A 12,018-nucleotide genomic window follows, 5' to 3' on the forward strand; every position below is an offset into this window, starting at 1 on the left:
TCTACTGCACAAATGTTGCTACTTATGGTTCTATACGTAGATAAACATTATCTAGACCGAGTAAGGCTGTTAGGACAAGTTTTATCGTCTTTGGTTGTAGTTAGCTATTAAATTATATTCAAATAAGTCTGAATACGAATGAAARRTAAAATTTAAACAATATAGTTCCTTTGGTGCTGATGCTTATAGCATTCCAGGCCTGTAAGAAGGATGTGGTAGAACTTGTGCCTTTTTCTGAATTAGGGGCACAAACCAATGAGTTTATCGTTCCTAATACTGCGGGAGAAGTGAAGGTAAAAGTGTTGTCCAATTCGGAATTTACAGTAGATATAAGTCCCGAAGACACTTGGCTGAAGACCGATGGCAGGTCTTTCAGAGGGGATACCACCATCACTTTTACCTTCACTTCTCCCGCAGTATTAGGAACGATAAACTCATTGGTTTGTGCCCCTAATTCAGAAAAAGGCACAAGTTCTACCACATCCTTCTTACAGGCCTGGAATGCTATAAGCATCAGCACCAAAGGAACTATATGTTTTAAAATTTTAACTTTTCATTCGTATTCAGACCTTATTGAATATAATTAATAGCTACTACACCGAAGCGCACATTCACCGCACCATGGGAGGCACTCACCGTACCGCCTTCACCTCCATTAGGACTGTCTACTGCACAAATGTTGCTCTTAGGTTCTATACGTAGATAAACATTATCCTGACCGAGAAGGCTGTTAGGCAATTTTATCGAATATGGGTTAAGTCCCAAAGCGGTAAAATTGTGGTTCAGTCCCCATCCTGCCAATGGCCGCACCGAAAAATCAGAGTTAGGCACAACGGCATAGTTAACACCATCGGTAGAATATTTCACATGCCAGTACACTGGTACGTGCAATGTTGCTGCCGTTCCCGACCCACCACCAATGTTAAAGTTCAATATCATTGTTTTTGCGGATGCTATATTTTTGGTCGAGAATTTTATGATCATAGCCTCCGGAGCATTTTTTGAACCATCCCACCACTTCTGGTTAAATTGGAATGCCGAGGATGGCACAGCCTTAGAGTTAGGATCACTATGATATAGAGGATTGGCTCCCAAGGAAGCATTAACTCCAGTAGAAGGAAGTATAGTTCCCTGACCTACAGCCGGAAGATAGCCGCTAGTTCCATTTCCGTTTAGCGTCCCTCCTGCACTCAAATTGTCCGGATTGAAGTAGCGCCATTCTACCAGTTTCTCAAAAGTATTATTGTTATATAATTGAACATCAGCCTTATTTACCGGCCTTATGCTGTAGCGCCCAATCTCTCCGGCTCCGGCGCCATAGCGTATGATTTTGTTGTGTACAATGATTCCTGCAAGGTCTCCTACTCCTTTTGGCAGCTGATCTCTACTCCAGCTGTTGGCTGTATTCACTATCATCTTGATACTCGAGCCTTGCTGGTCGTAGATACTGGTAGGAATAGCATCCAGATAGGCTACGTTAGCACCGGCCCCTTGTGTATTCCAAGAGGTAGTTCGCGCATATCCCATATTGATATTGGTGAAGGCGCCATAAGGAATAGCTATCGTTGTCTCTTTCAACTTCAGATAGGTATGCACATCTTCATCCACCAGCTCCCCTATATATTTCGAACGGATAGTATAGCCCGTCGGTGCTACATTCTCTACCTGAACAATATTACCAGAGGTAAGCCCCTTAATTGTATATCGGGTTGGGTTAGCTTCTTTTACTAGAGTAAGGCCGTCGACCATAATAGAAGCTCTTGTAAATCTGGACAGAATGTTGGCTGCCTGTGTACCAAACTTCAAGCGGAAGCCTGATGTGCCATCCTCCGTCTGTATATAATTTGTCTTCAACGACTCGGTAAAATCTATGGCGTTGAATGCGGTATTCGGGTTCAGGTCCATATTGTTATTACCGGCATCCCCCACCACTATACCTTGAATCACTTTCAGCGGTGCTGAAATGCGTATTTCTCCTGTTGGTCCCGGAATCATAGCCTTGAGAGCATCAAAATCTATAAAATCGTAGTCTTGCGCTGTCTGTATGACTTTGTGAGTCAAATCCACATAGGTCACTCCTTTGTTTACCAGTTTCAAATTCACGTTGGCTACACGCTGCTGACCTGACTCGTTGGCACGTACGGCAATAATCAGCAAACTGTCATTAGTAAGTTCCACATTCTCTATCCACCCACTACCATTTTCATTAGGAAACAGTTTTTTCAAATTCAGGGAATAGTGCGCTAACATTTCCTCGTACGATGACCGTATCCATCTTAGGCCTTCGGGTGAGATAACTTTCGGTGGTTTTCTGCGTCAATGTCGGGTTTGTAGTGGTCTGATCCACATCAGCATATACCGTATACTCTTTGTCATACGCATCAAAAACAGTAAGATAAATCCTCACCGTCCTTGTACGGTTATAATTGTTTTCCAACAGGTCAAACTCAAATCCATTTTCCGTAAGGGCGGCATTGGTAACCCACTTCTCAGAAGTCTCATCGTCATATAGATATTCGACCAAAATTCTGTTGATATTGGACTGCAAATCATTGACGATAGGTAATGTAATATGAAATGGATTTCTTGTCACTGTATATTTCGACTTAGAAAACCTGAAAGCAGCATTCTGTCCGCTTTGAATGATGACAAGCTCCTTTTGTTCACTGCCTTTGGTGATGAGCAAGGTGGCTTTTCGTGCAATACCGAAATTTCTACTGTACGAAAATAAGATGTCGCCATTGCCGGATCCGGATTTGGTATTCAGTGTCAGCCAGTCCGTCTCTTCTTTTACAGCTACCTGCCATGGACCGTCGGCATAAATCATAATCTTGGTTTTTCCTTCCGTCGCTTCGAGATGAATCTCTTCAGTAGAAAGGGCCAAAGAGAGGTCTAATTCGTATTTCTTCTCACACCCCACGACCAGAAGAAGAAACCATAACCACATCCATCTATACACTGAGCGACAGAAAAACATATTGGTCAGTCTTTTCATCTTAAATCTTTTAATTTCATTTATTTAAAATCTGCACCATCATTGGAGGATGATCAGAATACACTTCTGTAAATTCGTCATAGATAGGCATGGCCTTTACCACTTTAGGTAAAATAGCCTCCGAACCAAAGATGAAGTCAATCCTACGGGTAGGATATCTGAAATCATAATTGGCCGTACCGTTGAGTTTATAGCCATGCAAATGGTGGATGACGTCCGTATATCCGGCATTTTCTACCTCATCCAGCACCACAAAGCTCTGGTTAGTTGTATTAGGTTCATAATCTTTACGGTTTACGGAATTGAAATCTCCCATGTATAGCCAATATTTTTCATTGGGGAACTTACGTATGGTGCTATCCAAATTGATATTCACCTCTTGAAGTCTATATTCGTCCCCTCTTCCGTCACCCACAGCTTTCCAATAGGCCTGTGGCCACAGGTGAGTGGTTACAATATTGATCTCCGTATTTTTGAGACGCGCAAAAATAGCCCCATGGGAAGTATACAATGTAATCCTACGACGTGACTCCAAAGGGTATTTAGATGTCAAAGCTACCGGAAAATTATCCGTAGACTTCAAGTTGGTGATGACATATTTATGTCCCCAGCGCGAGGCCAACTGCTCTAGCTGCCTTTGGTTGAAGCCGTTGGCTTCCTGAAGTGCCAACACGTCCGGTCCATGGCTTTTCACCCACTCCACAAACTTGTTGTAATTATTAGCTCTATCGTTTTTCATCCCTTCGAGGATATTGTAGCTAATAATTTTTAATGTATCCGGCAATTTCTCTTCTTCTACCGGGTTTTCAATATCGTCTTCCACAGGTCGGTTTTCTTCCTTTGAACAAGAAAAGAAGAAAACCATCAGTAAGCAAGCAGTAAGCTGCAGGATAACCCTATATCTATTTTCTACCATAGAATTCATACGCTTTATTGTCTAATGCATAATTTGATTTGACTACCTCCATATCCGGAATCGGATAATATTCATGACATGGCAGCATATTGTTTTTAAGAGAAGCATAATCTGTATAATCATAGGTTATCTGATACCAAATTCCCCAACGTACTAAGTCATATTTACGTTGGTATTCACCCAGCAGCTCTCTTCCTCTTTCCTTTTGGATTTCTTCTCTCAACAGATCCCAGTTGCGGAACTCATACATAGGAAGCCCCGCCCTTTTGCGTACCATATTCAGATAGCGGATTGATTCGTCAGCATTTCGCAGTTCCATATAGTTTTCAGCCTGCATGAGCAATGCGTCAGCATAACGGAAAACGCGCTGGTTGTTACCATCGGCAGAGTTTACCATATTGTACGACCAGAATTTAGGCCCCAACCAAGGTCTTGTACCCACACTGTTGAACGTCACACCATTGTATTCCCAAGCGAGAAACAGAGGAAGGCGCAGGTCACCACTATTGCGACGCATCACCGTCTGTACAAAATAGGAGTTAGGACGCAAGGCAGACCATGTCGTAGCGGAATTTCCCAATTCCGGAATCACCACACCATCATAGACATTATCTCTGTTGCGTGTAGGCATGCAGATGGCTGCTGAGTTGGTTACCACCTGCAATCCTGTCTCAGAATAGGTAAATTGCACTTCGAAAATGGATTCCTTAATATTTTTGTTTTTCAATGGCAGGTCACTCAATGGATATTGGTCGAGTGAACCATAGATTTTTTCCAACTCCTTCATTGCATCGCGGGCTACATCCCATCTTTTATTCCATTGCGCTAGTTTACCCAAAATCATCCATCCCATAGCCGCCCCACACCGGTTGCCGTCTACATCACTGGTACGTATCTGTGGCAGGTTAGGAACATGTTCTAACAGCTCGTCGATAAGATAATTACGAGTTTCCACGGCCGACATCCTTCCAAGTTTGGATATTCTGTCCAGCACCTCGGCATTAGCCACATCTTCGGTGTAGAAAGGCACATCACCGAAAGTAGAAGTAAGAAACCAATAATAATAAGCACGCATCACTATACCTTCAGCTAGCAATGGCTTTTTGACTTCTTCAGGAATAGGTGCTTTTCTTGTTGCCTCAATAATGGAGTTACAATACATCACACCTCGATATCCCTGGGTCCACATGGTCTGTCCAAAGCGAGGTTGCGCAGGCGAAATATCCAATTGAGCATCCAACGTTCCTGAAGCGATATACATGAGGTCTGTTACCCCTTCCGTAGCTATCAAATAAGTATAAGTATAAATAGTTTTCAGCGGTATATACGTAGCGTTGAGCCCTGAAATAATCTGTGCTTCCGTCTGATAATAATTTTCAGGATTGACAAAAGATGTAGGCTCTTCCTCGATAGAACAACCTACCAGAAGCAAGCTCAACAGCAGTCCCTTAAATAATCTTTTCATAATTTCTAACGAATTAATATCTGATTTGAATAGATCCGACAACAGTTCTAGGCTTAGGATAAGCCCCAATATCCACACGTCTCAATGTTGAAGTGCTGCTTTGTGAAGAAACATCAGGATCAAATCCGTTGTATTTTTTCCATTACATACAGATTCTCTCCAGCTAAGCCAAGCTGCAAGCTCTTCAGCTTGTTTTTCGTCACCTTACTTAAGTCGAAATTGTATCCTACAGCCACTGTTTTGATTCTCAGATAGCTTGCATCGTGAACCATTCTGTCCGACGCTATATTATCTGTGCTTCCCGCTCTTGGCAGGTCAGAGTTTGGATTTCTTATTGGATGCCAAGCATTCAGCTGATAAGCGTACTGGTTGGTGATATAACCACCATTTCCTAGCCACTGCTCAGCGATATTATAAATCTTTCCTCCTAAAGAATAGTTGACAAACACATTCAATGTAAGGTTCTTATAACGGAAGTTATTCTGCAAACCTCCATAGATAAAAGGATCCGCATTTCCCAGATATACCTGATCGTTTTCGTTAAATACGCCATCGTGATTGACATCAATATAGCGTGCAGAACCTGGTTGGTACTGACTGGCCGAAGCGGAGACGTAAGACTTGGTAATCTTGTTACGTTCGATCTCGTCTTGATTTTTCCAGGTTCCTGCATATTGGAAACCCCACAAAGCATTCAAAGGATATCCTTTGATATAGCCGTACATCATATAGCTATTGTTGCCATAGGAGCCATACACATTCACGAAGTCGTAATGCCCTATATCATCTACCATTTGCCGGTTGTGCGAAATAGAAAAGCTAGAGCTCCATTCAAAATTCGGTTTTTCGATATTTCGAGTTTCAATGCTGAACTCCACTCCTCTATTTGATGTTTTCCCCACATTGGCAAAACGGGTCGAAAAGCCTGTCTGTGTCGGCGTCTGCACATCCAATAACAGATCCTTGGTATAAGAAAGATAACCTTCTACCGTTATGTTTACCCTCCTATTGAATAGTGATATATCCGCTGCAAGGTTGTACATATCGGTCTTTTCCCAAGAAAGTTTATCGGAAGCTAAACGGGAAGGGTAGAATGCCACCGGCTGTGAACCGTTAAAAAGGTAGCCCGACGTGGTGGAAGCCAATGCCGCCAACGATCGATACGATGAAATACCATCGTTACCAGTTCTTCCGGCACTAGTTCTCAGAGCCAACTCATCTATCCACTTAATGTTTTTCATGAAACTTTCCTCGCTGACGGTCCATTTCAGTGCTCCAGAAGGGAAAAACGCCCACTTATTGTTGGCAGCAAAGTTTGATGCCCCATCTCTACGCCCTGTAACAGTGATATAGTATCGATTTTTAAAATGGTAATTGGCACGGGCAAGAAAAGACATCGATGTTTTGTTATTGTTGTTCGAGGTGGCGGTATAATTCTCCTTATCCGGAATAGCATTCATATTGTTCCACAAAATGGCATCCGACTGATAGCCATCCCCTTGCAAGGTAAGGTTGTCGCTCCACACCTTCTGTCCTATGAATCCTAAGGTGAAGTCGATATGATGCTTATCGAAATTTTTTGTATAGTTCAATGTATTCTGACTCATCAGATTGTACTCCGAATACTCTCCGCGGTAAGCTAGCGCTCCCTCATTAGGAGCTTTGGCGGGCAGCGTGCTAGGCTCAAAACGGAATGTATGTTGGCTATAGTTGTAATAAGTCAGCTGCGAGTTGATTTTCAGATTACGGACAGGCTCAATTTCAACATACCCTGTATTGGTAGAGCCATCTCTTTTCAGGTTGCGAATCACGCCCATATCAAGGATAGCTCGGGGAGAGTTAAAAGTTTGTCCCGAATACCACAGATCATTAAAATTATCATACACTTTGATCATAGGATTCAGATAAATGGCTCCATTCCACCAGTTTGTCCCTCCTATCGTCACTAAATTTTGGTCCTCATCACGCTTGGTAATATTATATTTCCATCCCACCTTCATCCATGGGAAAAGCTTATAATCAATATTTACCCTGCCTGTGATTCGAGAGAGTCCGCTTCTTTCGATAATTCCTTCCGTATTGTCATAGGATAGAGACACAAAGTAGTTTCCTCTTTCGTTTCCTCCCGAACCAGAAAGGTTATGTGTATGATAAGGTGCTAGTCTTGTTATCTCATCTACCCAGTCTGTTCCCTTACCCAATGACAAAGGATCCGGATATGGATAATCCGACAAAGGCGAATTGAGATTGATACTGCCATAAGGGTCGGCAGAGGTAAACAAAGCGTAATCATTTCTGTATTGTGCATATTGAGACGCGTCCATGAGGTCAAGCTTTCGTGGCAGCTGAGACACTCCGAACGTACTCTTCAGATTGATTTGGTCCTTGCCGCGTTTCCCTTGTTTCGTAGTAATGATTATTACCCCATTGCTTCCACGTGAGCCATAGATCGCTGTAGCGGAAGCATCTTTAAGTACGCTTACCGACTCAATATCAGCAATATTGATATCTGAAAGATTACTTATACCGTCGATGACGCCATCCACTACTATCAAAGGCTCGTTGGTAGCCGTAATGGATCTTGTACCACGAATACGGATAGAAGCCGGAGCTCCAGGTTCACCGGTCGAAGCCATGATATCCGCTCCGGGTACCCTACCTTGAAGAGCTAAGTCTACAGACACCACCGGTGCGTCTTTAATTTCATCCATCTTGACATTGACCACAGATCCTGTCAAATCCTTCTTCTTGACCTCACCGTAGCCTATGACTACGACCTCATCTACCTCGGCAACGGTTTCTGCCAGTACTACTTCCAACTCTCGTGTGGTGGTAATCCTCTTCTCCAGGCTCTCATACCCCAACATGTTGAAAATTACAGTCGTTGGGATTTGAGAAACCTTAATAGTAAAGTTTCCTTCGTTATCCGATACGGCGAGCGATTTGAGAGTATTCTCTCTGATAGTAACACCGGAGAGAGGGTTACCATCCTTATCTTTTACCTTACCTCGGATGATGATTTCCTGTATGAAAGGTTCATCCTCCCTACTTTCTTTCAACGACACGATTGGTGAAGGTTTGGTCTTCTTCACTACCACTACACTGTTCTTATGCTTCTTAAAATCTAGGTCATATTTTGAAAGGATTTCCGTCAAAATCTTTTCTACCTCCTCCTTTTCATAGTTGACAGAAATTTTAGGTCTGTTAAGTATCAGCTCATCAGCGTAAAAAATGGATAAGCCGCTCTTATGCTGAATTTCTTTCAGCACACTTTCTAATGTTGCATCCGAACGCTGCAAAGTGATTTTCTGTGCAAAAATGGAGGCATTAACCTGCAAGACTGATACTAATAAAAGTATCCAAGTTAACTTCATGACAAACAATAATTTAGGTTCAATGAGGTTATTGGGGAATTTATACCTTAACCGTATTTTTTTCATACATTTGTAAATGTTGAGTTTGTTTAACAACGAATTCAATAATCTAGGTTTTAAGACTTGGTTTCGATACAGGGGTGGCTCCAACACTCCTGTATTCTTTTACTTGGTTATCGGTTATTTTATGAACTAGTTCTTGTTTTATTAAATTTTTATCACTGTTACCCTCCTTCCATCTATTTTAAATTTGATTTTATTGGTCATCTCTATAAGTTTTAGCACTTCGGAGAACTCTTCCATGCGCGAAATCGTCCCAGAATAGGTGATTCCGGCAAAGTCCCCCTGATAAAGTACATCTATATTGTACCAGCGCGCTAGGTCTTCCATCACCTTTTTGATGGAAGCACGCTGGAATGCAAATTTTCCTATACGCCACGCCGTAAAGTAATAGGTGTCAATGTTGCGTTTGGACATCTCACCCGTCTGTGGGTTGAATTCCGCCTGCTGGTCAGGTGACAACAATAGTTTTTCTTTACCCTTTTCAGACTCGACAGAGCTACTGCCCCCTCAACAAGGGTAGTGTACACCTTTCCACTATAGGCGTTGACATTAAATTCAGTGCCCAATACTTCTATGAGTTGATTTTTGATTTTTACCACAAAAGGAATTTTACCTTTCTTACCATTTCGGCGTACAATTTTGAAATAGGCCTCTCCTTCCATTTGCACCTCTCGGTGGTCTTCGGCAAACATTATCGGATAGGTGATGCGTGAGTCACTGTTGAGCCAAACCTGCGAACCATCGGACAACATCAATGTATATTCCCCACCCACAGGTGTGTATATAGTCGTATATGTCGATGTCAACTTCTTATCGATGACCTCATAAGAAATATTGCCATCCGTCGAAAGTCTGACTTTCAAGCCTTTATCCAGCAAGACAGTATCTTCCTTGATTTTATCCAAAGAAAGTATGGTTCCATCCTCAAACTGCATGTGTGCGTTTTTGGTCCCCGGAACAATATTCTGCTGCTCTATAGCAGCCAGACGTTCTTCGTGTTCTCCTTTAGACCAAAAGATATACCCCATTCCACCTACCAAAAGCAATACTGCTGCCGCAGCAAACTTCCTATACGAAAAAGAAACAATTCTTCTTGGCTTCGACGGGCGCGAAATCCTCTCGTCCTGCAAAATATGCCCAAAAATCTTTTCCTTACTGTTTTCTAGCCCGTTGCTTCCTACAAGATCTATATCATCATTCCATACTTTGTACAACAATCTCTTCCCCTCTTCATTTGCCAGAAATGAAGATAGCTCTTCTTTTTCATCAGAGTTTAATGTCCCTCGATGGTATTTTTTCAGCAAATTGGTTAGTCTCTGTCTTTCCATCATCTATATAATCGAAAGCTGATGACAAAAAGAACCAATGGACTATAAATTTTTTTAAAAAAATGTGTGATAGATTTTGGAAAGACTGCCTCGTACATGGTGAGTAGCCAGACGAAGGTGATTTTTTTACAGTGTTTTTAGATAGGCGCAGCGTATGAGCAATATCTTCCATGGACATATTTTCATTCGAAGACATGACATATACCTGTCTTTGTTGAGGAGGTAGATTTTCTATGATTTTCTGCAGAATAGAATTCAATTCAGCGAAATCTATCCATTCTTCCGTACTGTTGTCCGTATAGGACCAATATTTTTCCGCCTGCTGGTGGATATTTTGCACACTAATCTGCTTTCTGAAGTAACTTATGGTTAGCCGCTTGGCAATAGTAAACAATAGGGGATAAATATCTCTAGTGCTTCTGATCTTTTCTCTCCCCAAAAAAAGCTGCACAAAAATTTCCTGCACAAGCTCCTCCACATCTTCAGTTACAGCACATTTGGACTGCACATATCTAACCATGATAGGGTAATAAAAATCGTACACCTCACGAAAGATGTTTTTATCCCCTTTCACAAAGGCTTCGATTTCGATATTAGGCAGCTTAGGTCTCATGGTTTATAATTGGACAATCAATTCTTACATAGCAAAAATGCTAAACTCTAACAAGCTCATCATGTCTGGAATAAAACCTCCATTCCGACATTGTGTGATTTTTCCACTAAAATAAAATGTTAAGATTAATTAGGTATTAAGTTTATATAAATCCTAATTGGTTACACGAATATAAAAATATCCGAAACGGAAGACAAATAAAATGAAACAAAAAAAAAGCGAAACAAAAACTGTTTCGCTTTCTGTATTTGAGGGTAAGTAGTCGGGCTCGAACCGACGACCCCTAGAACCACAATCTAGTGCTCTAACCAACTGAGCTATACCTACCGTGTTTTAAGGTGAAGCAAAGATAAAGGTATATCCTAATATTTGCAAGAGGTATATATAGATTAATTTATAATACAATTATTATGAAGCACTTATTCTGTCAAAGAAACTGTAAATCTCACCGGTGATAACGGAAAATCCTGTTGATCCGTCTTAAGGCGGCTTATGGCCATGATTACATCCAACCCTTCGTAGATCTCTCCGAAGACGGTATAATCACCGTCCAGACGGGGTTGCCCTCCTTTTTCTAGATACACCTTTCGCTGTTCGTATGTATATTTAACACCTTTCTTTTCTTCCAACTTACGTAAGTCTTCTTCCGTAACAGTCTTGCCTACGACAAAATATATCTGATTCAGAAAAGAAGCCTTCTCGGAATTATCATCCCGTCCTGCTCCAAGCGCACCAACTTTATGGAAAGCCCGCTCATCAAACTCGGGACTGAGTCGTGGCTTTTTTGCCATCGGATCCGCTGCCTCCCTTCTTGCTATATCGATATCATGTTCGCCTCCCTGAACGACAAAATTTTCTATAATCCTGTTGAACAACGCTCCATGGTATGTAGAATCTTGAATGCAGCGTAACATCAAATCGCGGTGTTTCGGCGTAAAATCGTAAAGCACAACCTTTATAGTACCGTAGTCGGTCGTGAAAACTACCTTGCGGGATTGCCCATAGGACAATGAAAGCTGTAAGACAATAAAAAGTAACAAAACAAATCTTCTCATAATAACGAATATAAAAAAATGAAGTATAAAAAAACCTTTTTCTAAAAGTTAACACACAGTAAGAGAAACGATTGTGGAAATCTCCTAAAATGTGCAAAAAGCAGGGTACCTATTCTATTTTTAATTCCTTATTTTCGTACGTTATAATAGTGCTAAGTGAATAGGAACTAACTAAGAWCTTGAAATCAAAAGATTTAAAAGTTTTGAGT

The 12,018-nt window shown here is 41.5% G+C and carries 10 protein-coding genes and 1 tRNA gene; 1 reads left to right on the forward strand and 10 read right to left on the reverse strand.

Annotated elements, in window-relative coordinates:
* The first annotated feature begins 179 nt into the window (after nt 1-179).
* Nucleotides 180-587 (forward strand): BACON domain-containing protein, encoded by a 408-nt coding sequence (locus tag SD31_RS11155; protein WP_039054174.1) that lies wholly within the window; start codon nt 180-182, stop codon nt 585-587.
* On the opposite strand, the gene SD31_RS11160 is transcribed toward SD31_RS11155, so the two are convergent.
* The 10 genes from SD31_RS11160 to SD31_RS11205 all read right to left on the reverse strand — a co-directional run bounded on the left by SD31_RS11160 (nt 571) and on the right by SD31_RS11205 (nt 11,809).
* Nucleotides 571-2,226, reverse strand: a complete 1,656-nt coding sequence (locus SD31_RS11160) for a hypothetical protein (RefSeq protein WP_039054175.1) — start codon at nt 2,224-2,226, stop codon at nt 571-573. The two genes, SD31_RS11155 and SD31_RS11160, sit on opposite strands and share 17 nt — an antisense overlap.
* Complete coding sequence (locus SD31_RS11165) at nt 2,207-2,995, reverse strand: BACON domain-containing protein (protein ID WP_156138329.1); 789 nt, start codon at nt 2,993-2,995, stop codon at nt 2,207-2,209. The genes SD31_RS11160 and SD31_RS11165 overlap by 20 nt, the downstream gene beginning before the upstream one ends.
* 16 nt (nt 2,996-3,011) lie before the next feature.
* Entirely contained in the window at nt 3,012-3,920 is a 909-nt protein-coding gene (locus SD31_RS11170) for an endonuclease/exonuclease/phosphatase family protein (protein ID WP_052258981.1), read from the reverse strand.
* Entirely contained in the window at nt 3,898-5,376 is a 1,479-nt protein-coding gene (locus tag SD31_RS11175; RefSeq protein WP_039054182.1) for a RagB/SusD family nutrient uptake outer membrane protein, read from the reverse strand. The genes SD31_RS11170 and SD31_RS11175 overlap by 23 nt, the downstream gene beginning before the upstream one ends.
* 119 nt (nt 5,377-5,495) lie before the next feature.
* A complete protein-coding gene (locus SD31_RS11180; RefSeq protein WP_197053673.1) occupies nt 5,496-8,750 on the reverse strand; it encodes a TonB-dependent receptor in 3,255 nt (1,084 codons plus the stop codon).
* A gap of 207 nt (nt 8,751-8,957) precedes the next feature.
* Entirely contained in the window at nt 8,958-9,227 is a 270-nt protein-coding gene (locus SD31_RS11185) for a FecR domain-containing protein (protein WP_039054177.1), read from the reverse strand.
* Nucleotides 9,179-10,117 (reverse strand): FecR family protein, encoded by a 939-nt coding sequence (locus SD31_RS11190; RefSeq protein ID WP_197053674.1) that lies wholly within the window; start codon nt 10,115-10,117, stop codon nt 9,179-9,181. Before SD31_RS11190 ends, SD31_RS11185 begins: the two co-directional genes overlap by 49 nt.
* The gene (locus SD31_RS11195; RefSeq protein ID WP_039054179.1) at nt 10,080-10,754 is read right to left on the reverse strand and encodes an RNA polymerase sigma factor; all 675 of its coding nucleotides are present in this window, start codon (nt 10,752-10,754) and stop codon (nt 10,080-10,082) included. Before SD31_RS11195 ends, SD31_RS11190 begins: the two co-directional genes overlap by 38 nt.
* Nucleotides 10,755-11,007: 253 nt before the next feature.
* A tRNA-His gene (locus SD31_RS11200) sits at nt 11,008-11,081 on the reverse strand.
* Between the two features lie 92 nt (nt 11,082-11,173).
* Nucleotides 11,174-11,809: a peptidylprolyl isomerase gene (locus SD31_RS11205; RefSeq protein WP_039054180.1), complete on the reverse strand. Its 636-nt coding sequence runs from the start codon at nt 11,807-11,809 to the stop codon at nt 11,174-11,176.
* Nucleotides 11,810-12,018: the final 209 nt, after the last annotated feature.

Source organism: Sphingobacterium sp. T2, assembly GCF_000814685.1.
GTDB lineage: Bacteria > Bacteroidota > Bacteroidia > Sphingobacteriales > Sphingobacteriaceae > Sphingobacterium > Sphingobacterium thermophilum.

Excerpts from the sequence above, each read along its gene's own strand:
- SD31_RS11155 (WP_039054174.1), top strand. The coding sequence starts at position 180 with ATGCTTATAGCATTCCAGGCCTGTAAGAAGGATGTGGTAGAACTTGTG.
- SD31_RS11165 (WP_156138329.1), bottom strand. The coding sequence starts at position 2,995 with ATGAAAAGACTGACCAATATGTTTTTCTGTCGCTCAGTGTATAGATGG.
- SD31_RS11170 (WP_052258981.1), bottom strand. The coding sequence starts at position 3,920 with ATGAATTCTATGGTAGAAAATAGATATAGGGTTATCCTGCAGCTTACT.
- SD31_RS11175 (WP_039054182.1), bottom strand. The coding sequence starts at position 5,376 with ATGAAAAGATTATTTAAGGGACTGCTGTTGAGCTTGCTTCTGGTAGGT.
- SD31_RS11180 (WP_197053673.1), bottom strand. The coding sequence starts at position 8,750 with ATGAAGTTAACTTGGATACTTTTATTAGTATCAGTCTTGCAGGTTAAT.
- SD31_RS11185 (WP_039054177.1), bottom strand. The coding sequence starts at position 9,227 with ATGTCCAAACGCAACATTGACACCTATTACTTTACGGCGTGGCGTATA.
- SD31_RS11195 (WP_039054179.1), bottom strand. The coding sequence starts at position 10,754 with ATGAGACCTAAGCTGCCTAATATCGAAATCGAAGCCTTTGTGAAAGGG.
- SD31_RS11205 (WP_039054180.1), bottom strand. The coding sequence starts at position 11,809 with ATGAGAAGATTTGTTTTGTTACTTTTTATTGTCTTACAGCTTTCATTG.